The sequence below is a fragment of the Hydrogenophaga sp. IBVHS2 genome (genome assembly GCF_002127215.1).
Taxonomy (GTDB): domain Bacteria; phylum Pseudomonadota; class Gammaproteobacteria; order Burkholderiales; family Burkholderiaceae_C; genus Hydrogenophaga.
This window is the reverse complement of record NZ_NFUT01000001.1, coordinates 250,214-276,282: the sequence shown is the minus strand read 5'-3', so window position 1 is coordinate 276,282 and position 26,069 is coordinate 250,214. Positions and strand designations below refer to the sequence as shown.

General features: G+C 68.6%; 27 protein-coding genes. 11 read left to right on the top strand and 16 right to left on the bottom strand.

What is annotated here, in order from left to right; all coding sequences use genetic code 11:
- Positions 1-7 precede the first annotated feature (7 nt).
- The 7 genes from CAP38_RS01320 to CAP38_RS01290 all read right to left on the bottom strand — a co-directional run bounded on the left by CAP38_RS01320 (position 8) and on the right by CAP38_RS01290 (position 5,649).
- On the bottom strand, positions 8-829 hold the full coding sequence (locus CAP38_RS01320) for a transglutaminase family protein (RefSeq protein ID WP_086119085.1): 822 nt from the start codon (positions 827-829) through the stop codon (positions 8-10).
- 37 nt (positions 830-866) lie between these two features.
- Complete coding sequence (locus CAP38_RS01315) at positions 867-1,325, bottom strand: type III secretion system chaperone (RefSeq protein ID WP_179188425.1); 459 nt, start codon at positions 1,323-1,325, stop codon at positions 867-869.
- A gap of 44 nt (positions 1,326-1,369) precedes the next feature.
- Positions 1,370-1,831 carry a type III secretion system chaperone gene (locus CAP38_RS01310; RefSeq protein WP_179188424.1) on the bottom strand — a complete coding sequence of 154 codons (462 nt, stop codon included), beginning with the start codon at positions 1,829-1,831 and terminating at the stop codon, positions 1,370-1,372.
- Positions 1,816-2,442 (bottom strand): hypothetical protein, encoded by a 627-nt coding sequence (locus CAP38_RS01305; RefSeq protein WP_143435730.1) that lies wholly within the window; start codon positions 2,440-2,442, stop codon positions 1,816-1,818. The genes CAP38_RS01310 and CAP38_RS01305 overlap by 16 nt, the downstream gene beginning before the upstream one ends.
- A gap of 57 nt (positions 2,443-2,499) precedes the next feature.
- Positions 2,500-2,898, bottom strand: a complete 399-nt coding sequence (locus tag CAP38_RS01300; protein ID WP_086119081.1) for a hypothetical protein — start codon at positions 2,896-2,898, stop codon at positions 2,500-2,502.
- A gap of 328 nt (positions 2,899-3,226) precedes the next feature.
- The gene (locus tag CAP38_RS01295) at positions 3,227-4,189 is read right to left on the bottom strand and encodes an alpha-E domain-containing protein (RefSeq protein ID WP_086119080.1); all 963 of its coding nucleotides are present in this window, start codon (positions 4,187-4,189) and stop codon (positions 3,227-3,229) included.
- 20 nt (positions 4,190-4,209) lie between these two features.
- Positions 4,210-5,649 (bottom strand): circularly permuted type 2 ATP-grasp protein, encoded by a 1,440-nt coding sequence (locus tag CAP38_RS01290; RefSeq protein ID WP_086119079.1) that lies wholly within the window; start codon positions 5,647-5,649, stop codon positions 4,210-4,212.
- A gap of 157 nt (positions 5,650-5,806) precedes the next feature.
- Between CAP38_RS01290 and CAP38_RS01285 the strand changes: the two genes are divergently transcribed.
- Entirely contained in the window at positions 5,807-6,367 is a 561-nt protein-coding gene (locus CAP38_RS01285; RefSeq protein ID WP_086119078.1) for a hypothetical protein, read from the top strand.
- Here CAP38_RS01285 and CAP38_RS01280 read toward each other — a convergent pair.
- Positions 6,307-8,700, bottom strand: coding sequence for a ComEC/Rec2 family competence protein (locus tag CAP38_RS01280; RefSeq protein WP_256924175.1), 2,394 nt, complete (start codon positions 8,698-8,700; stop codon positions 6,307-6,309). The genes CAP38_RS01285 and CAP38_RS01280 overlap by 61 nt on opposite strands.
- A gap of 160 nt (positions 8,701-8,860) precedes the next feature.
- Here CAP38_RS01280 and CAP38_RS01275 point away from each other — a divergent pair, with 160 nt between their 5' ends.
- From CAP38_RS01275 to CAP38_RS01260, 4 genes are all read left to right on the top strand, one after another.
- Entirely contained in the window at positions 8,861-9,328 is a 468-nt protein-coding gene (locus CAP38_RS01275) for a RidA family protein (RefSeq protein WP_086119076.1), read from the top strand.
- 82 nt (positions 9,329-9,410) lie between these two features.
- On the top strand, positions 9,411-10,133 hold the full coding sequence (locus CAP38_RS01270) for a CsgG/HfaB family protein (protein WP_086119075.1): 723 nt from the start codon (positions 9,411-9,413) through the stop codon (positions 10,131-10,133).
- A gap of 35 nt (positions 10,134-10,168) precedes the next feature.
- On the top strand, positions 10,169-10,501 hold the full coding sequence (locus CAP38_RS01265) for a DUF4810 domain-containing protein (protein WP_256924174.1): 333 nt from the start codon (positions 10,169-10,171) through the stop codon (positions 10,499-10,501).
- A complete protein-coding gene (locus tag CAP38_RS01260) occupies positions 10,498-11,157 on the top strand; it encodes a DUF799 domain-containing protein (RefSeq protein ID WP_086119074.1) in 660 nt (219 codons plus the stop codon). The genes CAP38_RS01265 and CAP38_RS01260 overlap by 4 nt, the downstream gene beginning before the upstream one ends.
- Before the next feature lie 9 nt (positions 11,158-11,166).
- Here the strand turns inward: CAP38_RS01260 and parC are convergent, their stop codons facing one another.
- Positions 11,167-13,512, bottom strand: a complete 2,346-nt coding sequence (parC, locus tag CAP38_RS01255) for a DNA topoisomerase IV subunit A (RefSeq protein ID WP_086119073.1) — start codon at positions 13,510-13,512, stop codon at positions 11,167-11,169.
- Entirely contained in the window at positions 13,512-15,479 is a 1,968-nt protein-coding gene (locus CAP38_RS01250; RefSeq protein WP_086119072.1) for a DNA topoisomerase IV subunit B, read from the bottom strand. Before CAP38_RS01250 ends, parC begins: the two co-directional genes overlap by 1 nt.
- Positions 15,480-15,587: 108 nt before the next feature.
- On the opposite strand from CAP38_RS01250, the gene CAP38_RS01245 reads away from it, so the two are divergent.
- The 5 genes from CAP38_RS01245 (at position 15,588) to bamC (ending at position 19,628) form a co-directional block, all read left to right on the top strand.
- A complete protein-coding gene (locus CAP38_RS01245; RefSeq protein ID WP_086119071.1) occupies positions 15,588-16,811 on the top strand; it encodes an MFS transporter in 1,224 nt (407 codons plus the stop codon).
- Entirely contained in the window at positions 16,808-16,948 is a 141-nt protein-coding gene (locus tag CAP38_RS15300) for a hypothetical protein (RefSeq protein WP_179188423.1), read from the top strand. Before CAP38_RS01245 ends, CAP38_RS15300 begins: the two co-directional genes overlap by 4 nt.
- Positions 16,948-17,502 carry a bifunctional 2-polyprenyl-6-hydroxyphenol methylase/3-demethylubiquinol 3-O-methyltransferase UbiG gene (locus CAP38_RS01240; protein ID WP_086119070.1) on the top strand — a complete coding sequence of 185 codons (555 nt, stop codon included), beginning with the start codon at positions 16,948-16,950 and terminating at the stop codon, positions 17,500-17,502. The genes CAP38_RS15300 and CAP38_RS01240 overlap by 1 nt, the downstream gene beginning before the upstream one ends.
- Before the next feature lie 83 nt (positions 17,503-17,585).
- Positions 17,586-18,473, top strand: coding sequence for a 4-hydroxy-tetrahydrodipicolinate synthase (dapA, locus tag CAP38_RS01235; protein ID WP_086119069.1), 888 nt, complete (start codon positions 17,586-17,588; stop codon positions 18,471-18,473).
- A gap of 66 nt (positions 18,474-18,539) precedes the next feature.
- A complete protein-coding gene (gene bamC, locus CAP38_RS01230; RefSeq protein WP_086119068.1) occupies positions 18,540-19,628 on the top strand; it encodes an outer membrane protein assembly factor BamC in 1,089 nt (362 codons plus the stop codon).
- A 3-nt stretch (positions 19,629-19,631) separates the two neighbouring features.
- Here the strand turns inward: bamC and CAP38_RS01225 are convergent, their stop codons facing one another.
- Complete coding sequence (locus CAP38_RS01225; RefSeq protein ID WP_086119067.1) at positions 19,632-20,141, bottom strand: hypothetical protein; 510 nt, start codon at positions 20,139-20,141, stop codon at positions 19,632-19,634.
- Complete coding sequence (locus tag CAP38_RS01220; protein WP_086119066.1) at positions 20,138-21,286, bottom strand: JmjC domain-containing protein; 1,149 nt, start codon at positions 21,284-21,286, stop codon at positions 20,138-20,140. Before CAP38_RS01220 ends, CAP38_RS01225 begins: the two co-directional genes overlap by 4 nt.
- A gap of 38 nt (positions 21,287-21,324) precedes the next feature.
- Here CAP38_RS01220 and CAP38_RS01215 point away from each other — a divergent pair, with 38 nt between their 5' ends.
- On the top strand, positions 21,325-21,870 hold the full coding sequence (locus CAP38_RS01215) for a peptidylprolyl isomerase (RefSeq protein WP_086119706.1): 546 nt from the start codon (positions 21,325-21,327) through the stop codon (positions 21,868-21,870).
- A 27-nt stretch (positions 21,871-21,897) separates the two neighbouring features.
- Here the strand turns inward: CAP38_RS01215 and dut are convergent, their stop codons facing one another.
- The 4 genes from dut to CAP38_RS01195 form a co-directional block, all read right to left on the bottom strand.
- Positions 21,898-22,347, bottom strand: a complete 450-nt coding sequence (gene dut, locus CAP38_RS01210; RefSeq protein ID WP_086119705.1) for a dUTP diphosphatase — start codon at positions 22,345-22,347, stop codon at positions 21,898-21,900.
- 8 nt (positions 22,348-22,355) lie between these two features.
- Positions 22,356-24,119: a TRAP transporter large permease subunit gene (locus CAP38_RS01205; RefSeq protein ID WP_086119065.1), complete on the bottom strand. Its 1,764-nt coding sequence runs from the start codon at positions 24,117-24,119 to the stop codon at positions 22,356-22,358.
- A 2-nt stretch (positions 24,120-24,121) separates the two neighbouring features.
- Positions 24,122-24,679 (bottom strand): TRAP transporter small permease subunit, encoded by a 558-nt coding sequence (locus tag CAP38_RS01200; protein WP_306297692.1) that lies wholly within the window; start codon positions 24,677-24,679, stop codon positions 24,122-24,124.
- Between the two features lie 184 nt (positions 24,680-24,863).
- Entirely contained in the window at positions 24,864-25,946 is a 1,083-nt protein-coding gene (locus CAP38_RS01195; RefSeq protein WP_086119063.1) for a TRAP transporter substrate-binding protein, read from the bottom strand.
- Positions 25,947-26,069: the final 123 nt, after the last annotated feature.

Genomic DNA, 26,069 nt, shown 5'->3' with positions numbered 1-26,069 from the left:
TCTCTCCTCAGGGTGAATCGGTTTGCGCCGCAATGCGGATCTGCACATCCATGGTTTCTTCGCCGCCGCCCCGCCTGAGGCCGCGCACCGGCATGCAGCCGATGTAATCGGTGCCGGCCGCCAGGCGCACATGGCGGCCATCGGTCGGACAGGCATGGGTCACATCCAGGCTCCACCATTCACCGGTGGTCTCGTCCAGGCAGACATCGACCCAGGCGTGGCTGGCGAGCTCGGGTTCATTGACCGCGTGGAAGTAGCCGCTGACATATCGGGCCGGCCAGCCCAGGCCCCGGCACAGCGCGACCATCACATGGGCCTGGTCCTGGCACACGCCCAGCCCCCAGTCGAAGGCCTCGATGGCGGTCGTCTCCACACCGGTGTTGCCAGGGCGGTAGCGCACATGGCCGCTCACCGCACGCAGCAGATGCATCAGCACCTCTTCGTCGGGCGACGCCCCGATGGCCGGCCCCAGCAGCCCCTGCGCCCAGGCCGTCATCCGGGCATGGGGCTCTGCCAGCGGGGAGGCGTGGCGAAAGAAGGCCGGGGGCATCCCGGTGTCGTCCAGGAACCGCGACACCCCCAGGGGCCTCACACGGCCACTGGCGCGGATCCGGATGTCCCGGGTTTCCGGGCCAGCGCGCAAGGTGAAGGCGTGAACGCGGTTGCCCATCACACGGGGCTGTTCGACCAGGGTGCCCGGCACCTGCACCGACCAGTCCACGACCTCCTGGCAAGGTCCGCTGACCGGCCACAGGTGAAGCGTGTGCACGCTGTGTTGCAGCGGCTGGCTGTAGCGGTAGTGGGTCGTGTGGTCGATGTGCAGTGTCATCTCGGGGTCCTGGCGGTCTCCGATTCTGCCTGCAGTGTCAGGCCCGCTGCATGAACGCAGGCGAATCCGCCTGCGGGCGTGCCACCTTGACCTCCGGTTCGAGCCATTCGTGCATCGCTTGCAGGGCGCCGGCGAAGTTCTCGAAGGCTTCCACCAGACGGGGGACGTCCAGGTCCCGAAACCGGAACGATTGCGCCAGGATCGCTCTGGGCGGGGTCTGATCGTCCAGACTGAGGGTGGCGCCACCGGTTTCGTACCAGAAGCGGTTGGCCTGCAGCATGGCCACGAGCAGGCCGGGCGTGAGCGGCTCCGACATGACCACCACCGATGCATAGAACACCAGTGTCTGGGTGGCTGCAATGGCCTGCATGTGGACCGACAGTCCGTCGCCGATGGCCAGCGCGAGGATGCGCTGCTCGTTGAGGCGGAGCTGTTCGATGCGGTAGTGCCGACCCAGCTCGGTGATCCACTGATCGACGGGGTAGGAGGTGGTCATGGGCTGGTTCCGGGGACGCATGGGGAATGAAGGAAGGAATGGCCTCAGGCCAGGGAGTGACCCAGCGCAGCAGCCGACCACCCGGGGTCGGTGACGGCCACCGGTTCATCCAGCCAGGATCGGGTCTCGTGAAGCACATCAATGAACTGGTTGATCTTCTCGATGAAGTCCTCCTGCAGCAGGTCGGGCCAGTCGTAGCGGTCGGCCAGGACCAGGCGCGGAGGCTGCTTGTCGTCCAGGCTGAGCGTGGCGCCACCGGTCTCGCGCCAGAACCGATTGGCCTGCAGCAGCTGCTTGAGCAGCGACACCGACGGCTGGACCGGCAAGGTCCCCACCACCGCAAACCCGATGAAACACTGCCGCTTCACATCGGCCTGCAGATGCAGGAAAAACTCGTTGCTCAGGGGCAGGAAGGCGAGCCCCTCCCCGTCCAGCTGCAACGATGCCTCTCCCAGTGACTGTCCCAGCGCCGAGATCAGGGCATGGGCTTCTACGGGTGCTTGCATGGCGTAACTCTCCGACATAAGCGGGTTGCGGGTCCGTTCAGCAGGGTCTCGAGGCCCCGGTGGTGCAGGCTGTGCATGACCGCCATGACCTCCAGGTACATCGTGTGGCTGACCTTCATGATGCGGATGTCCGGGGTGTGGTCGTCATTCAGGACCGGGGCACCGTCCAGCCAGCCCCAGCGCGGCAGATCCAGGTCATCGTCGATCAGCAGCAGGCGCTGATCCAGGGGCCATTGCCCGACACGCACCAGCTTGTCTGCGTCCCAGAGCAGCTGGGCCGCGGACCGGTGGGCTTCTCCAACCTTCAGGCGCATCCACTCGGCGTCCTGGAGGTCGCTCCACCGATGGCGCATGAACACCGCCAGAGCAGGAGTGGCCAGCGACATCTCGACCACCCCATCCTTGACCCCGACCGGTACCCGCAGCCAGGCACGCACCGGTTCGGCATAGCGCACCCAGTCATCGATGAGGCGGGGCCAGGGACCGCGCGTTCGCCAGCCCGACGTGGCGAAGCACCCCGGACTGTCGGTCCGAAGGCTGCTGCGGAGCACCTGCTCGAGGCTGTCGGGCACGATCGGCAGGACCATGCCGTGGCGATCGAAACACGCCATGCAGGTCTCCCAGCGAGCCAGGTTGCCACCGAACCACCAGTGCGGAATCATGGTGGGTCACCCAGGGCGGGACCGGGACAGGGCGACACCCAGTCGGGATGGCGGCATCGAGGCGGTCCCGCCGATGAAGGCGCCGATGTCGGCCGGGGACCGGCCTGAGCGACCCACTTCGTTGATTAGCAGGGCATGCGCCATGAACGTAGATGCCACGGCCTGGAAGCCCGGATCGGATGCGGCCAGCCCATCGGGCAGACGGTCCAGGAATGCCCGATAGACCGCATCGAGGGAGGAAGCTGCCTGCACCGCGAAATTCAGGTGGCCAAAGCCCTGATCCGCCGTGATCAGGGCGTGCATGGCTGCGGCATGGGATTGCAGCAAGGCGGCCGGCACGTCGAGCCCGGCCCGGGCCAGTTGCACGGCCAGATCCGGCAGGCCGCCAGTGAGCGTGCCGGTCACAGGGCCGGGCGGGACGATGTGCGGGAGGGGCGCCGTGGTGCAGGGCCGGAACGTCCGGAGCGCGGCCGGTCGACCGGACTCGACCTGGATGAATGAGAACGACGGAGACGAGGGGCCGGCGACACCTTCGGGGGAACGGGATGACCGGCCTTCGGCGGGACCGTGGGGTACCGCCGGGAAAGCAGGGTTTGCGACTTTGGCCATGGGCGATCAGGAAGGTTCGGTGGTCCAGGAGGTTCCTGGACCCTGAGTAACCGACCTGGCGCAACCGTTCTCCGGATCACCGACCAACGGCGACAGAACCGTGGTCCCGGCCCTGCCCGGGCGATCAACCGTGGGAAGGCACCAGAAAGTCCTGGCTGATCCGGGCACCCAGCTCGTTCACCCGGTCCAGGAAGTGGGTGAGGAAGGCATGGAGGCCAGTGGCCAGGATCTCGTCGATGCGGCCGTACTGCAGATCGGCCTTGAGCTTGCCGGCACGGCGCAGGGTCTCGCCGCTGTGGTCGTTGGCCACCACCGACAGGTTGTTGACCACCTCGCCCACGCTGGCGGCCAGACTGCGCGGCATGTCGGCGCGCAGGATGAGCAGTTCGGCCACCCGTTCGGGCGAAATGACGTCACGGTAGACCTTGCGGTAGACCTCGAAGGCCGAGACCGACCGCAGGATGGCGCTCCAGTGGTAGAAGTCGTACTCCTGATCGAGCTCGCTCGCAGCGCCGAAGAAGTCGCTCTCGACCGCATGAAACTTCACGTCGAGCAGGCGCGCGGTGTTGTCGGCCCGCTCCAGGAAGGTGCCCATGCGGTAGAAATGAAAGGCCTCGTCCTGCAGCATGGTGCCGATGGCCACACCGCGCGAGAGGTGCGAGCGGTGCTTGACCCACTCGAAGAACGCGCCGGGGTCGCGCTCGAAGTCCCGCGTCTTGAGGTAGCTCGCGAGCTTGAGCCAGGTGCTGTTCTGGGTTTCCCACACTTCGGTGGTGAGGGCGCCGCGCACCGCGCGGGCGTTTTCCCGGGCGGCCCGCAGGCACGACACGATGCTCGACGGGTTGGATTCGTCGCGCACCATGAAGTCCATGACGTTGCGCGACGTGATGTCCTGGCCGTACTTGGCCGTGTAGGTGGGCAGCAGCTCGCTGATCGACAGCAGTCCCTGCCAGCCCACCTGGGCCACGGCAGCCGACTGCGGCAGCAGCGCCGTCTGGTAGTTGACGTCGAGCATGCGGGCGGTGTTTTCGGCCCGCTCGGTGTAGCGGGACATCCAGAACAGGTGATCGGCGGTGCGGGAGAGCATGGCAGGCCTCGGTAGGGGGTTCAGTCTTCGAGAATCCAGGTGTCCTTGGTGCCCCCGCCCTGCGAGGAATTCACCACCAGCGAGCCTTCCTTCAGGGCCACGCGGGTCAGGCCGCCGGGCACCATCTGCACCTCGCGCCCGGACAGCACGAAGGGACGCAGGTCGATGTGTCGGGGAGCGATGCCGCTGTCCACGTAGGTCGGACAGGTGGACAGGCTCAGCGTGGGCTGGGCGATGTAGCCGGCCGGGTTGGCCACCACCGCCTCGCGGAAGGCCTCGATCTCGGCACGGGTGCTGGCCGGGCCGACCAGCATGCCGTAGCCGCCGGCACCGTGCACCTCCTTGACCACCAGTTCGTCCAGGTGGGCCAGGATGTACTTGAGGTCTTCCGGATCACGGCCCATGAAGGTGGGCACATTGCTCAGGATGGGTTTCTGACCGAGGTAGAACTCGATCATCTTGGGCACGTAGGGGTAGATGGACTTGTCGTCCGCGATGCCGGTGCCCACCGCGTTGCAGATCGTCACGTTGCCGCTGCGGTAGACGCCCAGCAGACCCGCACAGCCCAGCGTGGAGGTGGGTCGGAACACGAGCGGATCGAGGAAGTCGTCATCGACCCGGCGGTAGATCACGTCCACCCGGCGCGGGCCCTGGGTGGTGCGCATGTAGACGAAGTTGTCGCGCACGAAGAGGTCCTGCCCCTCGACCAGCTCCACCCCCATCTGCTGGGCCAGGAAGGCGTGCTCGAAGTAGGCGCTGTTGTACATGCCGGGCGTGAGCACCACCACCGTGGGCTCGGCGGTGGTGGCCGGGCTGACGGCGCGCAGGGTCTCCAGCAGCAGGTCGGGGTAATGGGCGACCGGGGCCACGCGGTTCTCGGTGAACAGGTCGGGGAAGAGCCGCATCATCATCTTGCGGTCCTCCAGCATGTAGCTCACGCCGCTGGGCACGCGCAGGTTGTCTTCCAGCACGTAGTACTCGCCCTGGCCGGCGGCGTTGGGGGCCCGCACGATGTCGATGCCGGCGATGTGCGAGTAGATCTGGCTGGGCACGTCCACACCCATCATTTCCGGGCGGAACTGGGCGTTCTGGAACACCTGGTCGGCCGGGACGATGCCGGCCTTGATGATGTCCTGACCGTGGTAGACGTCGTGGATGAAGCGGTTCAGGGCCGTCACCCGCTGGACCAGCCCGGCCTCCATGGTCCTCCACTCGTCGGCCGGAATGATGCGGGGGATCAGGTCGAAGGGAATGAGCCGCTCGGTGCCGGCGCCGTCCTCGTCCTTGGCGCCATAGACGGCAAAGGTGATGCCGACCCGGCGGAAGATCACCTCGGCCTCCTGGCGCCGGGCTGCCATCACCTCCGGCGGCTGCTGGGCCAGCCAGCGGGCGTAATGCAGGTAGTGCTGGCGGACCTCGGTGGGCGAGGCGTTCATTTCGTCAAACATGGGTGGGCTCATGACGGCAATCTCCTGCCCGGGAGCTTAGCAAGTATCGGGCCACTATCCGCCAGACGCTCGACGGAATGCCGGGCATCACGGCCGGTGGATGCATGGCGTTGCGGCGGTCACCCATGCAGACCCCCTTCCACCACAGCGCTGTCTGCGTCACCCGACCATGGCCTATCTCTCCACCTTGCCCGCCGATCTGATCGACCCGCCCCGAATGCCCGACGAGGGTTGCCTCCTGGAAGACCGGCACGGCGCCGTTCCGCTGCGCTGCGTGCAGAGCCGTCTGGCCCGACCACCGGTGGTGCAGCTGCCGCCCACGCCTTCGACGCTGAACCGGCACCTGCAGAAGCGATGCCTGGAGCTGCAGCAAAGGGTGATCGACGTGCGACGCTGCGCGCTCGAGCAGGCCAACCGGGAGCAGATCCACCGCCAGCGACCCGGTCCGTCCGCGTGGCAGCGCCTGCAGGCAGCGCAGGCCGCGTGGCTGTGCCACTGGACCGAACTGATGGAGCAGCTGGACCAGCTCCAGGCCGGCCTGCCCGCCGACGCCAGGACCCTGCGCGATCGGGAGACCGTGATCGAAGCCCACCGGCTGATCGACGCGATACGGCTGTGGGCCCTGGGCTTCCGGGTCGACACCGATGTGGGACTGGACCTCGGCCCCGCTCACGACGGCGACGCCGACCCCTGGCGCTGGGCGGCGGGGCTTACCGGCACATGCCAGTGACGCAGGCGCTGCAGCCGCTCGCAGCCCACCGCGCCGGGGACCTGGCTGCGCCAGCTCACCGCGCCGCAGCTCGGCGTGTCGACCAGGCGCACCGAACGTTCCCGGTAGCGCTCGACCACGTCGGGTGCCGGATGCCCGAAACGGTTCATGAATCCGGCCTGCACGATGGCCACCGACGGGCGCCACGCATTGAGCAGCACCGGGCTGCTGGAGCTGCGGCTGCCGTGGTGCGGCACCATCAGCAGATCGACCCGCAGCTGCGGTTCTGACAACGCCATGCGGGTCTCGCGCGGGGCATCCACATCGCCGGTGAGCACGGCCGCGGTGCCATCGGCCGCCTGCACGCGCAGCACGCACGACATGGCGTTGGCCGGCCAGCGACCGCGGCCGTCGTCACCGTAATCCTCCGCCAGCGGACTGAGCACCTCGAAGCGCACGCCATCCCATTGCCAGGCCTGTCCGCGCTGGCAGCGCCGGGGCGCCAGGGCAGGATCGGACGACGACCACTGCGCCAGGGGCCATGCCGCCTGCACCGCCGCACGGCCGCCGGCGTGGTCGGTGTCGCGGTGGCTCACCATGACCCGATCGGGTGCCACACCCAGGGCACGCAGGGTGGGCACCACGACGCGGGCACCGGCATCGCCGGCAGCGCCCCAGGCCGGACCGGTGTCATGCAGCAGCGCATGCGTTCGGGTCTGCACCAGCACTGCACTGCCCTGGCCCACATCGAGCGCCAGCAACCGGAAGTGCCCGGGGGGTGGCCGATCCGGCGACCAGGTGAAGGCCCAGGCCAGCATCAGCCCGCCGGCACACCGCCACAGCGGCGGTCCGGGCCACACCGCGAGGCCGCCGCCGGCCATGGCTGCCAGGGCCCAGGGCAGCGGCCATGCAGGGCGGGACCACACCGCCATGTCGGACGCGGACAGCCATTGCAGCAGCGCGTGCAGGGGGTCCATCGCCATGGCGGCCCCATCCCACAGCACCGGGATCGGACCCCCCATCAGGGTGAGCGGCGTGACCACGAAACTGACCCAGGGGATGGCCACCAGATTGGCCAGCAGCCCGACCAGCGAGGTTTCGCCGAACAACCACAGCGACAAGGGCGCCAGGGCCAGGGTGATAGTCAACTGCTCACGCAGCAGGCGCAGCACGACCCGCCATCGCCCGCCGGCCTCGCGCGCGCTGCCACCGTCCGATGCCATGAGCACGCCCACCGCGACGAAACTCAGCCAGAAACCCGCCTGCAGCCAGGCCCAGGGCTCCCGGCAGAGCACCGCCGCCAGCACCACCAGCCACTGCACCGGCCCGAGCCAGCGGCGCGCACCCTGACGAAGCCACAGGGCCAGGGCCAGCATGAGCACCGTGCGCTGGGCCGGCACGCCCCAGCCGGCGGCCAGCGCATAGGCCGTCGCCGCCCCCCAGCCCCCGACCGCAGCCACCCGCGACGCCGGGGCCCGGAGCAACAGCGCGGGCCAGAGCCGTCCGGCCCATCGCCACCACCGCTGAATGACTGCCACCGTCAGCCACGCAAACAGGGTGATGTGCAGACCCGATATCGCCATCAGATGGGCCACGCCGGTGCGCCGGAACAGCGCCCAGTCGGCCTCGGCGATGGCGTCCTGATCGCCCACGGCCAGGGCGGCCAGCACCCCACCGTGGCTGCCGGGGGCCAGCCGGTACTGCAGCCGGTCCGACAGCGATTGCCGCCAGCGCTCCAGCGGGTACCGCCCGGTCGCTTCCAGCCACCGGGCGCCCGGCCGCAGGCTGCCCTGTGCGCCGACGGCCTCTGACCAGGCATGCAGTTCGCGATCGCCGCCGTGGGGATTGCTCAGGCCATGCACCGGCCGCAGGCGCACCGGCATCTGCCACCGGTCGCCCGCGGTCACGGCAGGCAGGCGCTCGGGTTCAAGCGATGCCGCACCGTGCGCAGGCTGCCACAGGCTCAAGGCGACCCGCTGGGGCACCCGGACCGGCTCCCCCCGCATCTGCGCCGATTCCACGGCCAGCACAAACCGCATGCCCTGCGGCCCACGCACCGGCAGGCTGGCCACCACGCCCACCAGCTGCACCTCCTGCCCCCACAGCGCCGGGGCCAGCCGGTCGGCCGATCGCTCCAGACTCCGCCAGCCGGCGGCGCCGAAGGCCAGCGCCCCAGCGAGCGCCACCAGCACGCCGCCCGGCCAGGACCGGTACCGCCAGCCAGCAAACAGCAGCGCCGCCAGGACGGGCACGCCGTAGGCCGGCAAGGACCACAGCTGCACCTGCTGCAACTGCAGGGCGGTCCCCAGGACCCAGCCCAGTGCCAGCCAGCCCGGCGCCCCCAGAACGGACAACGGCCAACGGCTCCGCACTTCCCCTTGTGAATCCATCTCTGCCTCCGGTCCCCGATGCCGCCCGCACGCCCGCCGGGCGCCCGCGACCCTATCCGGGGCTGTCGGGCCTTACCCCGGGCAGCACCGCCCTAGAATGGCCGGCTGTTTTCAAGGAGGCTTCATGAGCGTTTACGACAAGCTGGGTCAGCTCGGCATCACCCTGCCGCCGGTGGCGGTGCCCGCCGCGGCCTATGTGCCCTTCGTGCAGACCGGGTCGCTGATCTTTCTGAGCGGCCACATCGCCCGGCGCGACGGCAAACCCTGGGTCGGCCAGCTCGGTGCCGACATGACCACCGAACAAGGCAAGGCCGCCGCTCGCGCCATCGCCATCGACCTCATGGGCACGCTGCACGCCGCCTGCCAGGCCAGCGGCAAGACGCTCGACGACGTGCGCCGCATCGTCAAGGTGATGAGCCTGGTCAACAGCACCGGCAGCTACACCGAGCAGCACCTGGTCACCAACGGCGCCAGCGAACTGTTCGGCGAGGTGTTCGGCCCGGCCGGCGCCCATGCGCGCAGCGCCTTCGGCGTCGCCCAGATTCCGATGGGCGCCTGTGTGGAGATCGAGCTGATCGCCGAGATCGGCTGACCGGCCTCATCCACCCCCGGGTATGGCCCGGGGGCCGGTGATGGAATCGCTCCGCCCATGTCGGGCCTACCCGGAGCGTTCCATGCCAACACCCCCTTCCCCCGATCGACGTCAGCTGCTGCGTCGGTCGTTGCTGGCCGGCGCCAGCCTCGGCGCAGCAGCCTTGCTGCCCGGCTGCGCCACCGAAAGCCACCAGGCCCTGGTCACGCCACAGGTGCAGGCCACGCGCACCGCGCCGCGCGGCCCGCGCGTCCCGGTGTCGGTGGGCAAATTCGACAACCGATCCACCTTCCTGCGCGGCGCCTTCTCCGACGGCGTGGACCGCCTGGGCGGTCAGTCCCGCACCATCCTGGTCGGGCACCTGCAACAGTCCGGGCGCTTCAATGTGCTGGACCGGGACAACCTGAGTGAAACCGGCCAGGAAGCGCGCATCGCGGGCCAGGCGCAGCAGCTCAAGGCGGCGGAGTTCGTCATCACCGGCGATGTGACCGAGTTCGGTCGCAAGCAGACCGGCGATCACCAGCTGTTCGGCATCCTGGGCAAGGGAAAGACCCAGGTGGCCTACGCCAAGGTAGGGCTCAACGTGGTGCGCACCGCCACCGGCGAGGTGGTGTTCTCGTCGCAGGGCGCGGGCGAGTACAGCCTGTCCAACCGCGAGATCGTGGGCTTTGGCGGTACCGCCAGCTACGACGCCACGCTCAACGGCAAGGTGCTGGATCTGGCCATCCGCGAGGCGGTGGACCGCCTGGTGGACGGGCTCGAGGCCGATCTGTGGCAACCGTCGTCCAGGGGCCAGCGCCCATGAAGCCATGCATATCCACGGCGTTGCAGCGCTCCGCCATGACCCTGCTCGCCCTTCCCCTGTGCGGCTGCCTGGCCACCGCCCAACCCGACACCTACCGCTGGGGCAGCTACCAGCAGCAGCTCTGGCGGCACTTCAAGGGGGAAGACCCGACCGCCCAGATCCAGGCACTGGAAGCCGATCTGCAACAGACCCAGGCGCGTGGCGACCGCGTACCGCCCGGCGTGAACGCCCACCTGGGCCTGCTGTACGGCCAGATCGGTCAGGACGACCGCATGGCCCAGGGTCTGCAGCAGGAGAAAGCGCTGTTCCCCGAGAGCACCGGTTTCATGGACCGCCTGTTGTCCCGCATGAAGGGGCCCAAGCCATGACCCGCCGATGCCTCATGGTCCTGTCGGCCACCTGGCTGACGCTCTGGCTGGGCGGTTGCGCTGCACCCGCACCCCGCGACCAGACAGCCCTGCGCGAGGCCCGCCCCGCCTCCATCCTCGTGCTGCCGCCGCTCAACACCACCCACGATGTCACGGCCTCGTCCAGCGTGCTCGCGGTGACCACCCGCCCGCTGGCAGAAACCGGCTACTACGTGATGCCGGTCAGCCTGGTGGATGAGACCTTCCGCCAGAACGGCCTGACCCAGCCCGAAGACATCCATGCACTGCCGCTCCAGCGGCTGCATGAATACTTTCACGCCGACGCGGTGCTCTATCTGAATGTGACCAGCTACGGTGCAACCTACTACATCATCGGCAGCACCACGGCGGTGAAGGTGCAGGCCCGCCTGGTCGACGGCCGCACCGGAGCGCTGTTGTGGGAAGGCCAGGCCCAGGCGTCGAGCGACGAAGGCAAGGACAACGGCAACCAGGGACTGGTCGGCATGCTGCTGTCGGCTGTGATCCAGCAGGTGGCCAGCCACGTGGGCGAGCAGAGTCACCAGCTGGCCGGGGTGGCCGCAGCCAGGCTGTTCCAGGTGCGAGGACCGAACGCCCTGCTGCCCGGCCCCCGCTACACCGGCAAGCCGGTGCCCTGAGTCGAAGGCTCACTCCACCCGCGCGATGCGGGTGGGCTTGAAGCCCAGATCGGCCGCCTTGCCCTTGCGGCCGCGCAGCGCACGGGCGTTGTTGAGGCTGCGGATCTCCAGCGTCTCGTCGCGTTCCTTGCCGCCACGCCCGATGCCGTCGATGCGCACGCTGCGGGTGTAGGCGGCGGCACCGGCCAGGGTGTCCTTGGGCTCCAGGTCGATCAGCATCAGGCCCCGGCCGCCCTTCTCCATCTGGCGCAGCTCCCCGATCTCGAAGGTGAGGATGCGGCCGCCCGTGGACGCGCAGCACACATGGGTGGCCGGCACCAGGGGCTGGCTGCCCGAGCTGAAGGCCGCATGCGACAGCGCACAGGGCTGTTCGCCCTCGCCCAGGCTCAGGAAGGACTTGCCGCCCTTCTGGCGCGAGACCATGTTCTCCACCGTGGCGATGAAGCCATAGCCGCCGGTGCTGCTGACCAGCAGCGCCGCCTGTGCGGGGCCTGCAAAGTAGTGCAGCGGCTGCGTGCCACTTTCAAGATCGATGAGGGTGGTGATGGGCTGGCCGTCGCCGCGCGCCCCGGGCAGGCTGGCCACCGGCACGCTGTAGACCCGGCCGTTGCTGCCCATGACGATCAGCGTGTCCACGGTGCGGCACTCGAAGGTGCCGTACAGGCCGTCGCCGGCCTTGAAGGCAAAGCTGGCCGGGTCGTGGCCATGACCGGTGCGGGCCCGCACCCAGCCCTTGCTGGAGACCACCACCGTCACCGGCTCGTCCACCACCTTGATCTCGACCACGGCCTTCTTCTCGGCCTGGATGAGGGTGCGGCGGGCATCGGCAAAGGTCTTGGCGTCGGCCTCGATCTCCTTGACCATGAGGCGGCGCAGGCTGGCCGGGTTGGCCAGGATGTCTTCGAGCTTGCCCTGTTCCTCGCGCAGTTCTTTCAGTTCCTGCTCGATCTTGATGGCTTCGAGCCGCGCGAGCTGGCGCAGCCGGATCTCCAGGATGTCCTCGGCCTGCCGGTCGGACAGGTTGAAGCGCTCGATCAGCGTGGCCTTGGGCTCGTCGCTGCCGCGGATGATGGCGATCACCTCGTCGATGTTGAGCAGCACCAGCTGCCGGCCTTCGAGGATGTGGATGCGGTCCAGCACCTTGCCCAGGCGGTGCTGCGAACGCCGGGTGATGGTGGTCTGGCGGAAGCTGATCCACTCCACCAGCATCTGCCGCAGCGACTTCTGCACCGGCCGGCCGTCCAGGCCGATGGCGGTCAGGTTGATGGGCGCCGAGGTCTCCAGGCTGGTGTGGGCCAGCAGCTGGGTGATGAGTTCGGACTGCTCGATGCGACTGCTCTTGGGCTCGAACACCAGACGCACCGGCGCGTCCTTGCTGGACTCGTCGCGCACGCCATCGAGCACCGCCAGCACGCTGGCCTTGAGCTGGTTCTGTTCCTGCGTGAGCGCCTTCTTGCCGGCCTTGACCTTGGGATTGGTGAGCTCCTCGATCTCTTCGAGCGCCTTCTGCGAGCTGGTGCCAGGCGGCAGCTCGGTCACCACCAGCTGCCACTGGCCCCGGGCCAGGTCCTCGATCTTCCAGCGGGCGCGCACCTTCAGGCTGCCGCGTCCGGTGCGGTAGGCGTCGGCGATGTCCTGTGCGGTGCTGATGATCTGGCCGCCGCCGGGGTAGTCCGGCCCGGGGATGATGGCGGCCAGCGCGTCGTCGGCGAGCTTGGGGTCCTTGATCAGGGCCACACAGGCATCGGCCACCTCGCGCAGGTTGTGGCTGGGGATTTCGGTGGCCAGACCCACCGCAATGCCGCTGGCGCCGTTGAGCAGGTTGAACGGCAGGCGCGCCGGCAGCTGCCGGGGCTCGGTGGTGGAGCCGTCGTAGTTGGGCACGAAGTCCACGGTGCCCATGTCGATCTCGTCCAGCAGCAGGCCGGTGATGCGCGACAGGCGCGCCTCGGTGTAGCGCATGGCGGCGGCGCCGTCGCCGTCGCGCGAGCCGAAGTTGCCCTGGCCGTCGATCAGCGGGTAACGCTGCGAGAAGTCCTGCGCCATGCGCACCAGCGCGTCGTAGGCCGCCTGGTCGCCGTGCGGGTGGAAACGGCCCAGCACATCGCCCACCACGCGGGCGCTCTTGACCGGGCGGGCCGCCGTGGTGCCGGCAAAACCCAGCCCCATGCGGTCCATGCTGTAGAGGATGCGGCGCTGCACCGGCTTCTGGCCGTCGCACACATCGGGCAGGGCGCGGCCCTTGACGACCGACAGCGCGTATTCGAGGTAGGCGCGCTGGGCGTAGCCGGCCAGCGATTCGTCGGGCTGACCGGGTTCGGCCAGCGGCAGTTCGGGGTTGTTCACGTCAGACATCAGATATCGATCTCCACCGAGTCGCCATGCAGTTCCATCAGGTCACGCCGCGCAGCGGCCTCGCCCTTGCCCATGAGCTGGCCGATCAGGGCCTCGGTGCCGGCGAAGTCGCGGCCCCCCAGGGTGACCGGCATGAGGCGGCGGGTGTCGGGGTTGAGGGTGGTGTCCCAGAGCTGTTCGGCGCTCATCTCGCCCAGGCCCTTGAAGCGGCTGATCTGGCACTTCTCGCGCGCCACGCCGTCCTTGGCGGCCTTGTCCAGGATGGACTGCAGCTCGGCTTCGTCCAGCGCGTACTGCTTGGCCGCCGGCTTCTTGCCGCGCGCCGGGATGTCCACCCGGAACAGCGGCGGGCGGGCCACATACACATGGCCGGCCTCGATCAGCTTGGGAAAGTGGCGGAAGAACAGGGTCAGCAGCAGCACCTGGATGTGCGAGCCGTCCACGTCGGCGTCCGACAGGATGCAGACCTTGCCGTAGCGCAGGCCGGACAGGTCGGGCGTGTCGTTCGGGCCGTGCGGGTCCACGCCGATGGCCACCGCGATGTCGTGGATCTCGGTGTTGGCAAACAGCCGGTCGCGCTCGACCTCCCAGGTGTTGAGCACCTTGCCGCGCAACGGCAGGATGGCCTGGCATTCCTTGTCGCGGCCCATCTTGGCGCTGCCGCCGGCCGAATCGCCCTCGACCAGAAAGACCTCGTTGTGCGCAATGTCGCGGCTCTCGCAGTCGGTCAGCTTGCCGGGCAGCACCGCCACGCCGCTGCCCTTGCGCTTTTCCACCTTCTGGCCGGCGCGCTGGCGGGTCTGGGCTGCCTTGATGGCGAGTTCGGCCAGCTTCCGGCCGTAGTCCACATGCTGGTTGAGCCAGAGCTCGAGCGCCGGCTTCACATAGGCCGACACCAGCCGCACCGCATCGCGCGAGTTCAGCCGTTCCTTCACCTGGCCCTGGAACTGCGGGTCCAGCACCTTGGCGCTGAGCACATACGAGGCGCGGGCGAACACGTCTTCGGGCAGCAGCTTGACGCCCTTGGGCAGCAGCGCATGCAGCTCGATGAAGCCCTTGACCGCCTGGAACAGACCGTCGCGCAGGCCGCTGTCGTGGGTGCCGCCGGCGCTGGTGGGGATGAGGTTGACGTAGCTTTCGCGCACCGGGGCGCCGTCTTCGGTGAAGGCCACGCACCAGGCCGCACCCTCGCCCTCGGCAAAGCTGTCGTCGCGGCTGTCGGCATAGCCCTCGCCCTCGAACAGCGGAATCACCGGATCGGCGCTCAGGGTCTGCTGCAGGTAGTCGCGCAGGCCGCCCTTGTAGAGCCAGCTCTGGGTGTCTTTGGTCTTCTCGTTGACCAGCGTCACCTGCACGCCCGGCATCAGCACCGCCTTGCTGCGCAGCAGGTGGGTGAGCTCGCCGAGGGGCAGGGCCGCGGAGTCGAAGTACTTCGGGTCGGGCCAGGCGCGCACCGTGGTGCCCTGCTTGCGGTCACCCTCGCCGCGCGGGGCCACCTGCAGCGGCTCGGTCACGTCGCCACCGCCGAAGGCCAGCCGCGCCACCTGGCCGTCGCGGAAACTGGTCACCTCCAGCCGGGTCGACAGCGCGTTGGTGACGCTCACGCCCACGCCATGCAGACCGCCGGAGAAGCTGTAGGCCCCGCCCTTGCCCTTGTCGAACTTGCCGCCGGCATGCAGCCGGGTGAACACCAGCTCCACCACCGGCGCGTTTTCCTCGGGGTGCAGGCCGAAGGGAATGCCCCGGCCGTCGTCCTCCACGCTGACCGAGCCGTCGGCATGCAGGGTGACCTTGATCTTCTTGCCATGCCCGGCCAGGGCCTCGTCGGCCGCGTTGTCGAGCACTTCCTGGATGATGTGCAGCGGGTTGTCGGTGCGGGTGTACATGCCCGGCCGCTGCTTGACCGGCTCCAGCCCCTTGAGGACGCGGATGGAGCCTTCGGAATAGGTCGAAGGGGTGTTTGCCATGGGCGCGGATTGTAAGCACCTTGGCCCCAAAACACTGGATATCCATCCAGACCTCGACCGCAGCACCGGCGACACACGCGCCATGCTGCGGCGCGGCACAATCGCGGGATGACGTCCACCCCTCGCCTCTCTCCCCTGCAGGTGCTGGCCTGCGGCGCGCTCATCGTCACGCTGTCGATGGGCATCCGCCACGGTTTCGGTCTGTGGCTGCAGCCCATCACCCAGGCCCAGGGCTGGACGCGCGAGAACTTTGCGTTTGCGCTGGCCATCCAGAACCTGGCCTGGGGTTTCTGCGGCATCTTCGCCGGCATGGCGGCCGACCGGTTCGGCGCCTTCCGGGTGCTGGTCGGCGGGTCCGTCCTCTATGGCCTGGGTCTGGCCGGCATGGCGCTCACCACCACGCCGCTGGCCTTTGCCCTGACCACCGGCGTGCTGATCGGCGCGGCACAGGCCGGCACCACCTATGCGGTCATCTACGGCGTGATCGGCCGGCAGATCCCGGCCGAGAAACGGTCGTGGGCCATGGGCGTGGCGGCGGCCGCCGGCTCGTTCGGCCAGTTCCTGATGGTGCCGGTGGAAGGTGCGCTGATTGCCCAGCTGGGCTGGCAGAACGCGCTGCTGGTGCTGGGCGTGGCGGTGCTGCTGATCGCGCCGCTGGCCTGGGGCCTGAGGGAACCCGGCTTTGCCGCCGGCCAGGCACCGAAGCGCGAACAGACCATCGCCCAGGCCCTGCGCGAGGCCTTCGGTTACCGCAGCTTCCAGCTGTTGATGGCGGGCTACTTCGTGTGCGGCTTCCAGGTGGTGTTCATCGGCGTGCACATGCCCAGCTACCTCAAGGACAACGGCCTGTCGCCCCAGGTGGCCAGCTATGCGCTGGCGCTCATCGGCCTGTTCAACGTGGTGGGCACCTACATGGCCGGCTCGCTGGGCCAGCGCATGGCCAAGAAGCACATCCTGGCCTTCATCTACTTTGCCCGCGCGGTGGTGATCGCCGTCTTCCTGTGGGCCCCGCTGTCGCCCACCAGCGTCTACATCTTCTCGGCGGTCATGGGCCTGCTGTGGCTCTCCACCGTGCCGCCCACCAATGCCACGGTGGCGCAGATCTTCGGCGTGGCGCACCTGTCCATGCTGGGCGGTTTCGTGTTCTTCAGCCACCAGATCGGCAGCTTCATGGGCGTGTGGCTGGGCGGTGTGCTGTACGACCAGACCGGCAGCTACGACGTCGTCTGGTACATCTCCATCGCGCTGGGCGTGTTCGCCGGGCTGATCAACCTGCCGGTGCGCGAAGCACCGATCGCCCGCGGCCCGAGCCCGGCCGGAGCCTCGGCATGAAGCGGCATGCCACCCCGCTGCTCGGGCGCCTGCTGATGGCCGCCGGGGCGGGTGCGATCCTGCTCGCCACACTGGCCCTCTACACCCGAGCGGACTTCATGGTCCATCTGGCCGACCAGCTCTGGAGCTGCTTCTGATGCACGGCACCGAAGCGCCCTCGCCGTGGGTGCGGCGATGGGCCCACCTGATTCCCGCCGGCAGCCCGGTGCTCGATGTGGCCTGCGGTCACGGGCGGCACATGCGGCACCTGGCCGGCCTGGGCCACCCGGTCACCGGCATTGACCGCGATCCGGCCGCCATCGAGGCCGTGGGCCCGCTGGGCCGGGCGGTGCTGGCCGACATCGAGAACGGGCCGTGGCCGCTGCCGGGACAGCGCTTCGGCGGCGTCGTGGTCACCAACTACCTGTGGCGGCCACTGCTGCCCGCCATCGTGGCCAGCGTGGCACCGGGCGGCGTGCTGATCTACGAGACCTTCGGCATCGAGCATGCCCAGGTGGGCCGACCTTCGCGGCCTGACTTCCTGCTCCAGCCCGGCGAACTTCTGCGGGTCTGCGAGGATCTTCGGGTGGTGGGCTACGAGGATGGTTTCCTGCCGGAGCCGGCCCGCTTCGTGCAGCGCGTGGTGGCCCTGCGGGAAGACCCTGCCGAACCGGGAGCCGGTCAGCGTCGGCGCCTCGATCCCGCTGGGTAGAATGCCGGATCGCCCCCGTGGCCCCCGGGATCGGCCCGCGGCCCCCACCGGCGTCGAACCGTACAGCCCAACCGCTTTCCGCCATGAAACCCATCACCGGCAGCATCGTCGCCCTGGCCACCCCCTTCCATGAGGACGGGAGCGTCGACTACCCCAACCTGCGCAAGCTGATCGACTGGCACATCGCCGAGGGCACCGACTGCATCGGCGTCGTGGGCACCACCGGCGAGTCGCCCACGGTCAATGTGGAAGAGCACTGCGAGATCATCCGCGTGTCGGTGGAGCAGGCGGCAGGCCGGGTGCCCATCATGGCCGGCTGCGGCGCCAACTCCACCGCCGAAGCCATCGAGCTCGCCCGGTTTGCCCACAAGGTCGGCGCCGACTGCCAGCTGCAGGTGGTGCCCTACTACAACAAGCCGACCCAGGAAGGCCAGTACCAGCACTTCAAGGCGATCGCCGAAGCCACCGGTGAACTGCCGGTGGTGCTCTACAACGTGCCCGGCCGCACCGTGGCCGACATGTCGGTCGACACCGCCCTGCGGCTGGCGCAGATCCCGGGCATCGTCGGCATCAAGGAAGCCAGCGGCAACATCGAGCGTGCGCAGTGGCTGATCCGCGAGAAGCCCGAAGGCTTTGCCGTGTACTCCGGCGACGACCCCACCGCCGTGGCCCTCATGCTGTGCGGCGGTCAGGGCAACGTGAGCGTGACCGCCAACGTGGCGCCGCGCGCCATGCACGAGCTGTGCGTGGCCGCCCTGGCCGGCGACGTGAAGCGCGCCATGGAGATCCAGTTCCGCCTGATGCCGGTGCACCGCCACCTGTTCGTCGAAGCCAACCCGATTCCCCTGAAGTGGGCCATGGCCCGCATGGGCCTGTGCGGCGAGACCATGCGCCTGCCGCTCACCCCGATGTCGCGCCACCTGGTGCCGGGTGTCGAAGACGCGCTGCGCAGCAGCGGTCTGATCGCCTGACCCGGCCCCTTCGTTCCCGTGTTCCCGTTCGCGAGCCACCCACCCATGTCCCACCCCTCCCGTCCGATGCGCCACTCCCTCCCCCGTCTGGGCCTGCTGGCCGCAGCCACCCTGCTGGTGGCGGGCTGCTCCGTGCTCAAGGAAGACAAGATCGATTACAAGAGCGCGCAGCGCGGCAGCACCCTCGACGTGCCGCCCGACCTGACCCAGCTCTCGCGCGAGAACCGCTACAACGTGCCGGGCGCCGCCGTGTCGGCCAGCAGCTTCGAGGCCGCCCGGCCGGCCGCTGCCACCGTGGGCACCGCGGCCAGCAAGATCGGTGACGTGCGCATCGAGCGCGCCGGCAACCAGCGCTGGCTGGTGGTCGACCGACCGGCCAACCAGCTCTGGGGCCCGGTGCGCGATTTCTGGCAGGAGAACGGTTTCCTGCTCGAGCTCGACCAGGAAACCCTGGGCATCATGGAAACCGACTGGGCCGAGAACCGCGCCAAGATCCCGCAGGACTTCATCCGCAGTGCCCTGGGCAAGATCTTCGACAGCCTGTACTCCACCGGCGAGCGCGACAAGTTCCGCACCCGCCTGGAGCGCAACGCCGCCGGCGGCACCGAGATCTTCGTCACCCACCGGGGCATGGTGGAGGTCTACTCCACCAAGGAAAAGGACCAGACCGTGTGGCAGCCGCGTCCGGCCGATCCCGAACTGGAAGCCGAATTCCTGCGCCGCATGATGGTCAAGCTGGGCGTGGCCGAGAACGAGGCCAAGGCCCTGTCGGCCAGCGCACCGGTGGCCACCAGCGCCAAGGTGGCCACGGTCAACAATGTGCCGGTGGTGCAGTTCAACGACAACTTCGATCGCGCCTGGCGCCGTGTCGGCCTGTCGCTGGACCGCACCGGCTTCACGGTGGAAGACCGCAACCGCACCGAAGGCACCTACTTCGTCCGCTACGTGGAGCCCATGAAGCAGACCGAGAAGCCCGGCTTCATCAGCCGCATGTTCGGCGCGTCCACGCCCGAGTCCAAGCCGGAGCGCTACCGCGTGGTGGTGCGCAGCAACGACAACAGCACCACCGTGTCGGTGCTCAACGCACAGGGGCAGCCGGATGCCTCGCCCTCGGCCCAGCGCATCATCAAGGTGCTGGCCGACGACCTGCGCTGATCCTCACAGGCCCAGCGTCGTGGCCGGCAGGCCAGGAGCGCTGCGCAGCCAGCAGGCCTGTATGCGCTCGCGCAGCAGCGCACGCCGCTGCGGTGCGTGGCTGGCCACGAAGCTGCCATGCACCCGGTCCAGGCGCTCCAGCGTCCAGGACGGCGTCCAGAAGACGCTGGGCAGTTCGCCCTCGTCGACATGGGGGCAGGCGTGGGCTTCCACCAGGTGTGACCACAGCGTGCGCCACTGCACGAAGCGCGGGTGCAGCCGTCGCAGGGCGTGGTAATCGCGCGCCAGGATCTGCAGCGTGCGGCCCCGTCGGGCCCACGCATCCAGCGCCGCCATGGTGCTGCGCTCACCCAGGGGCCAGTCGGCAAAGTCGGCATCGCACAGCACGATGCTGTTCCAGCCCTGATCGACCGCCGCCGCCATGCCGCTGCGGATGGCCGCCTCGAAATCCAGCCGGCCTGCGCCACGCCCCTCGGGCAGCACGACGGGTGCCGGCGCGGGTGCATCGGTCATGACGGCTCCCGGTGCAGCCAGCCGGCCTCGAACCAGTCCTGCATCAGCGCCTGGGCATCGGCGCTGGCCCGCTGCACCCGGGGCGCCGGCAGCCTGCGCCGATCGGCCAGCTCGCGCATGAGCCGGGCATCGGCACCACCGGCCCGGAAGCTCTCGCCGTTGATGAACACGTGGCGCTCGTCGTACATCATGCGGGTGCGCCGGTCGAGCCGAACCGCACCGGGCTGCCAGTCGGTCTGCGGCTCGTCGAACCAGGTGCTGGGCTTGGGTTCGGTCATGACCTCGCCCAGGGCGCAGGCCAGTCCCTGCGGATCGTTCACCAGCCGCTCAAGGCCCTCGCGCGCGAAATCCAGCAGGCCGGCCGGCAGGGCGGCCGGCGTGGCGGTGGCGGGCTGCGCCGGATCGCGGTAGAGGACCGGATCGTCCACCTCGTCGGCCATGCGCTGCAGCAGCTCGGCCGCCAGACCGCCGCGCTGCGGCGCGCGAAAGCCGATGGAGCAGGTCATGCAGTCCTCGCCCACCGCGTCGCCGTCGTGGGCCCAGCGCGGCGGCAGGTAGAGCATGTCGCCCGGCTCCAGCACGAACTCTTCCTCCGGCTGAAAGTTGGCCAGGATCTTCAGCGGCACGTCGGGCTGCAGGCTGAGGTCCTTCTGGCGGCCGATGCGCCAGCGGCGCCGACCCGAGACCTGCAGCAGGAACACGTCGTAGCTGTCGAAATGCGGCCCCACCCCGCCCCCCGGACTGGCCCAGGAGATCATGAGATCGTCCAGGCGGGCATCGGGCACGAACCGGAAACGCTGCAGCAGTTCGTGCGCGGCCGGCACATGCAGGTCCACTCCCTGCACCAGCAGCGTCCAGCGCGGCTGCTTGAGTGGCGGCAGGGCGCGGCGCTGCAGCGGGCCGGACTTGAGGGTCCAGCCCCGCTGCCCGTGCACGATCAGCCTCGACTCCACCGCGGGCTGTGCCGCCAGCTCGAACAGTCCCGGCCGGTCGAGCGGTGGTTGCACGCCAGGCATCGCCTGGCGCACCAGCAGGGGTTTCTTCTGCCAGTGCTTCTGCATGAAGCGTTCAGGACTGAGGCCGCCGAGCAGGGCGAGCGGTCGCGACGGGGAAGCGTCGGGCGAAGTGGTGTGGGGGGAGGACATGGGAGAATTGTCGGATGAAAAGCGATACCCGCCACCCCCTGACCGTCACGCCGCAGTGCGTCGTGGCCCTGACCTGGACCCTCAAGGACACGCTCGGTGAAGAGCTCGACGTGCTGGAGGAGCCGGTGGAGTTCCTGGTGGGCGGCAGCGACCTGCTGGCCAAGATCGAGGACGCCCTGCAAGGGCACAGTGCCGGCGATGCCATCGACCTGCATCTGGAGCCCCAGGACGCCTTCGGCGACTACGACGACCGACTGCTGTTCCTGGAGCCGCGTGAGCGCTTCCCCGACAGCATCGAGGAAGGCATGGGTTTTGAAGGTCTGCCCGAGGGCTGCAACCCGGCCGCACCCCGCGACCGCCTCTACTTCGTGAGCGACATCTACCCCGACCACGTGGTGCTGGACGGCAACCATCCGCTGGCCGGCATCGCGCTGCGCATCCGGCTCAAGATCCACAAGGTGCGCGAAGCCACCGAAGAGGAAATCGGACGCGGCACGCTGGGTGCCGGCTTCTTCCGCATGGACGTCGATGCACCGGCCGACGACGGCGACGACGAATCGCCGCCGCCCCGCACGCTGCACTGAACCGGCGGCAGCAGGGCCGGCGAACCCTCAGCCGCGGCCGGTCGAGCCGTAGCCGCCGGTGCCGCGCTCGCTGGCCGCGCTGAAGGACGACACCACCCGGAACTGCGCCTGCACCACCGGCACGATGACCATCTGCGCGATGCGCTCCATGGGCTGGATGGTGAAGGGCACGGTGCTGCGGTTCCAGGCGCTCACCATGAGCTGGCCCTGGTAGTCGCTGTCGATCAGGCCCACCAGATTGCCCAGCACGATGCCGTGCTTGTGACCCAGCCCCGAGCGGGGCAGGATCATGGCCGCAAAGCCCGGGTCGGCCAGGTGGATGGCCAGGCCGGTGGGAATGAGCTGCCAGGCGTTCGGCGCCAGCTCCACCGGTGCATCCAGGCAGGCACGCAGGTCCAGCCCTGCGCTGCCCGGCGTGGCATAGGCCGGCAGCTGGTCCGCCATGCGGGGATCGAGCACCTGAACGTCGACCTGCATGGCGGGGCTCACTTCTTCATGCCTTCCAGCAGGGCCTTGGCCGGATCCTCTTCCTCCTCGGCCGGGGCCTTGTCGCCCTCCTCGCCTTCGGCGGGCTCCTCGGCAGCGGGCGCCTCCTCTTCCAGGCCGGACATGTTGTTGAGCATGTCGGTGACGGCGGCATCGTCCACCACCGTGGCCTTGGTCATGTGGTCGGTCACCAGGCCCGGATAGGCCACCACCACCGCCACCATGATGAGCTGCAGGATGATGAAGGCGATCGATCCCTTGTAGATCTGCGCGGTGGTGACGGCCGGGATGCGCTGGCCGGTGACGGCATCGGTGTAATCGCTGCGGGCCGCGACGCTGCGCAGGTAGAACAGCGCAAAGCCGAACGGCGGCGTCAGGAACGAGGTCTGCAGGTTCATGGCCAGGATCACGCCGAACCACACCAAGTCGATGCCCAGCTTGTCGGCCACCGGGGCCAGCAGCGGCACCACGATGAAGGCGATCTCGAAGAAGTCGATGAACATGCCCAGGATGAACACCAGGAAGTTCACCACCAGCAGGAAGCCCAGCTGGCCGCCCGGCAGCTTGTCGAACAGGTGCTCCACCCAGATGTGGCCGTCGGCCGCATTGAAGGTGAAGCTGAACACCGTGGAGCCGATCAGGATGAACATCACGAAGATGGCCAGCCTGGTCGTGTTCTCCATGGCCTGCTTGAGCAGGCTGAAGGACAGGCTGCGGCGGGCACCGGCCATGATGAGGGCACCGAGTGCACCCATGGCGCCGCCCTCGGTGGGGGTGGCCACGCCCAGGAAGATGGTGCCCAGCACCAGGAAGATCAGCACCAGCGGCGGGATCAGCACGAAGGTGACCTGCTCGGCCAGGCGCGAGAGCAGACCCAGGCGGAACAGGCGGTTGAGCAGGGCCAGCGCCAGCGCCAGGAACGAGCCGACGGTGATGGACATGATCACCACCTCGTCGCCCGGTGCCGCCATGTCGCGGCCGATCCAGGCGTTGATGATGGACTCGTGCACCTGGGCCCAGGCGAAGCTGGCCGCCGCACAGATCACCAGCAGCACCAGCAGCGAGCGATGGCCGCTGTCGCCGTTGGGTTCGTTGTAGATGCGCGCCTCGGGCGGCAGGGCCGGCACCCAGGCCGGCTTGATGATGGCCACCGCGGCAATGAACGCCAGGTACAGGCCCACCAGCAGCAGGCCCGGAATGAGCGCACCGGCGTACATGTCGCCCACCGAACGGCCGAGCTGGTCGGCCAGCACGATCAGCACCAGCGACGGCGGGATGGCCTGTGCCAGCGTGCCCGAAGCCGTGATGGTGCCGGTGGCAATGGTGCGGTTGTAGCCGTAGCGCAGCATGATGGGCAGCGAGATCAGGCCCATCGAGATCACGGCGGCGGCCACCACACCCGTGGTGGCGGCCAGCAGCGCACCCACCAGGACCACCGCCACGGCCAGGCCGCCGCGCACGGGGCCGAACACCTGGCCCACGGTGGACAGCAGGTCCTCGGCCATGCGGCTGCGCTCCAGGATGATGCCCATGAGCGTGAAGAACGGAATCGCCAGCAGCGTGTCGTTCTGCATGATGGCGAACACCCGCTGCGGCATGACCTGGAACAGCGTGGGCTGGAACAGGCCGAGCTCCATGCCGAGGAAGCCGAAGGTCAGGCCGGTGGCGGCCAGTGCGAATGCCACCGGGAAGCCGGAGAGCAGGAACACCAGCAGGCCCGCAAACATGAGCGGGACGAATTGGGCAGTCAGAAATTCAACCATGATCACTGCGCTCCTTGCAGGCGCTTCTGTTCTTCGAGGAGTTCCTGCGCCAGTCGCTCTTCATCGCTCGGGCCGCTGGGGGCCAGCACGTCGGGGCCCTGGCCCAGCAGGTAGGCAGCGCGCTTGACCAGCTCGCTGAAACCCTGCAGCAGCAGCAGGGCAAAACCGGCCGGGATCAGCAGGTAGACCGGCCAGCGGATCAGGCCACCGGCATTGCCGGACATCTCGCCCGAGGTCCAGGCCCGCTCGAACAGCGGCCAGCCCTCGCCGATCATGAGCCAGCACAGCGGCACCAGGAACAGCAGGATGCCGCCGATGTCCACCCAGTTGCGGGTGCGGGCGCTGAAGCGGGAAGAAATGAAGTCGATGCGCACGTGGGCATTGACCAGGAAGGCGTAACCGGCGCCGAGCATGAAGACCGTACCGAAGAGGTACCACTGGATCTCGAGCCAGCTGTTGGAGCTGGCGCCGATGACCTTGCGCACGATGGCATTGCCGGCGCTGATGAGCGTGGCAGCCAGCACCAGCCACATGGCCAGTTTGCCGACGAGCTGGTTCAAGCCATCGATCAGCCGGGATATGCGTAGCAGAAGCGACATGGCGTTTTCCGTAAAAAAAGACAACCGGGCAGTGTAGCCAGCCGTCACCGTGGTGACTGTGGATTGGCTGACGAATGCACGGCAAACGACGAATGACAGCAAAAACCCCGCCGAAGCGGGGTTTTGATGCCGGATGCGCGATCGATCAGGGCAGCTTGGCGGCCTGCATGTAGCGGTCGAACTGCGCCTCGGTGAACCGGAACCACAGGTTCTGCTCCTTGCGGAAAGCCGAGTAGTCGCTGTAGATCTTCTTCCAGTTGGGGTTGGTCTTGCCGATCTCTTCGTACAGCTCCATGGCTTCCTTGAAGGCCGCATCCATGATGACCTTGGGGAAGGCCTGCACCTTGGCGCCACCGGCCACCAGGCGCTTGAGGGCGGCCGGGTTGCGGGCGTCGTAGATGGCCTGCATGGTGGTGTGTGCGTGGGATGCGGCAGCTTCCACGATGGCCTTGTAGTCGGCCGGCAGCGCATTGAAGGCGGCCTTGTTCACGTAGAAGTCGAGCTGGGCGCCGCCTTCCCAGAAGCCCGGGTAGTAGTAGTTCTTGGCGACCTTCTGGAAGCCCAGCTTTTCGTCGTCGTACGGGCCGATCCATTCGGTGGCGTCGATGGTGCCCTTCTCCAGCGCCTGGTAGATCTCGCCACCCGGGATGTTCTGGGGCACCACGCCCAGGCGGCTGAGCACCTTGCCGGCAAAGCCGCCGACGCGGAACTTCAGGCCCTTGAGGTCGGCCACGGTCTTGACTTCCTTGCGGAACCAGCCGCCCATCTGGGCACCGGTGTTGCCGCCGGGGAAGTTGACGATGTTGTACTGGTTGTAGAACTCGCGGAACAGCTTGAGGCCGTTGCCTTCGTAGTTCCACGAGGTCAGCTGGCGGCTGTTCAGGCCGAAGGGGATGGCGGTGCCGATGGCGAAGGTGTCGTCCTTGCCGAAGTAGTAGTACGGCGCGGTGTGACCGGCCTCGACGGTGCCGGCCTGCACGGCGTCGACCACGCCGAAGGCGGGCACGAGTTCACCGGGGGCATGGACCGTGACCTGGAACTTGCCGCCGGTCATCTCGCCGACCTTCTTGGCAAACACGTCGGCGGCGCCGTGGATGGTGTCCAGTGCCTTGGGGAAGCTGGAGGTCAGGCGCCAGCGGATGGTGGCCTGGGCATGCACGGCCGGGGCGATGCCGGCGGCCAGCACGCCGGCGATGCCGGTGTGTTTGAGGATGGAACGACGATCCATGGGTGAGATGCTCCGTTGGTGTTGTGCCCGGCGGCCGGGTAGGCACGCGTGGGCTGTTGGGGTGAAGCGGAGATTCTAGAAAGCGCCTGCAGGGCACCCGCTCGGGTAAACCCTGCAAGCGAT

What these genes read in the sequence shown, in the direction of transcription:
- CAP38_RS01320 (WP_086119085.1), bottom strand. Translation starts at nt 829, where the DNA reads ATGACACTGCACATCGACCACACGACCCACTACCGCTACAGCCAGCCG.
- CAP38_RS01315 (WP_179188425.1), bottom strand. Translation starts at nt 1,325, where the DNA reads ATGACCACCTCCTACCCCGTCGATCAGTGGATCACCGAGCTGGGTCGG.
- CAP38_RS01310 (WP_179188424.1), bottom strand. Translation starts at nt 1,831, where the DNA reads ATGCAAGCACCCGTAGAAGCCCATGCCCTGATCTCGGCGCTGGGACAG.
- CAP38_RS01305 (WP_143435730.1), bottom strand. Translation starts at nt 2,442, where the DNA reads ATGGCGTGTTTCGATCGCCACGGCATGGTCCTGCCGATCGTGCCCGAC.
- CAP38_RS01295 (WP_086119080.1), bottom strand. Translation starts at nt 4,189, where the DNA reads ATGCTCTCCCGCACCGCCGATCACCTGTTCTGGATGTCCCGCTACACC.
- CAP38_RS01290 (WP_086119079.1), bottom strand. Translation starts at nt 5,649, where the DNA reads ATGAGCCCACCCATGTTTGACGAAATGAACGCCTCGCCCACCGAGGTC.
- CAP38_RS01285 (WP_086119078.1), top strand. Translation starts at nt 5,807, where the DNA reads ATGGCCTATCTCTCCACCTTGCCCGCCGATCTGATCGACCCGCCCCGA.
- CAP38_RS01275 (WP_086119076.1), top strand. Translation starts at nt 8,861, where the DNA reads ATGAGCGTTTACGACAAGCTGGGTCAGCTCGGCATCACCCTGCCGCCG.
- CAP38_RS01270 (WP_086119075.1), top strand. Translation starts at nt 9,411, where the DNA reads ATGCCAACACCCCCTTCCCCCGATCGACGTCAGCTGCTGCGTCGGTCG.
- CAP38_RS01265 (WP_256924174.1), top strand. Translation starts at nt 10,169, where the DNA reads ATGACCCTGCTCGCCCTTCCCCTGTGCGGCTGCCTGGCCACCGCCCAA.
- CAP38_RS01260 (WP_086119074.1), top strand. Translation starts at nt 10,498, where the DNA reads ATGACCCGCCGATGCCTCATGGTCCTGTCGGCCACCTGGCTGACGCTC.
- parC (WP_086119073.1), bottom strand. Translation starts at nt 13,512, where the DNA reads ATGTCTGACGTGAACAACCCCGAACTGCCGCTGGCCGAACCCGGTCAG.
- CAP38_RS01250 (WP_086119072.1), bottom strand. Translation starts at nt 15,479, where the DNA reads ATGGCAAACACCCCTTCGACCTATTCCGAAGGCTCCATCCGCGTCCTC.
- CAP38_RS01245 (WP_086119071.1), top strand. Translation starts at nt 15,588, where the DNA reads ATGACGTCCACCCCTCGCCTCTCTCCCCTGCAGGTGCTGGCCTGCGGC.
- CAP38_RS15300 (WP_179188423.1), top strand. Translation starts at nt 16,808, where the DNA reads ATGAAGCGGCATGCCACCCCGCTGCTCGGGCGCCTGCTGATGGCCGCC.
- CAP38_RS01240 (WP_086119070.1), top strand. Translation starts at nt 16,948, where the DNA reads ATGCACGGCACCGAAGCGCCCTCGCCGTGGGTGCGGCGATGGGCCCAC.
- dapA (WP_086119069.1), top strand. Translation starts at nt 17,586, where the DNA reads ATGAAACCCATCACCGGCAGCATCGTCGCCCTGGCCACCCCCTTCCAT.
- bamC (WP_086119068.1), top strand. Translation starts at nt 18,540, where the DNA reads ATGCGCCACTCCCTCCCCCGTCTGGGCCTGCTGGCCGCAGCCACCCTG.
- CAP38_RS01225 (WP_086119067.1), bottom strand. Translation starts at nt 20,141, where the DNA reads ATGACCGATGCACCCGCGCCGGCACCCGTCGTGCTGCCCGAGGGGCGT.
- CAP38_RS01220 (WP_086119066.1), bottom strand. Translation starts at nt 21,286, where the DNA reads ATGTCCTCCCCCCACACCACTTCGCCCGACGCTTCCCCGTCGCGACCG.
- dut (WP_086119705.1), bottom strand. Translation starts at nt 22,347, where the DNA reads ATGCAGGTCGACGTTCAGGTGCTCGATCCCCGCATGGCGGACCAGCTG.
- CAP38_RS01205 (WP_086119065.1), bottom strand. Translation starts at nt 24,119, where the DNA reads ATGGTTGAATTTCTGACTGCCCAATTCGTCCCGCTCATGTTTGCGGGC.
- CAP38_RS01195 (WP_086119063.1), bottom strand. Translation starts at nt 25,946, where the DNA reads ATGGATCGTCGTTCCATCCTCAAACACACCGGCATCGCCGGCGTGCTG.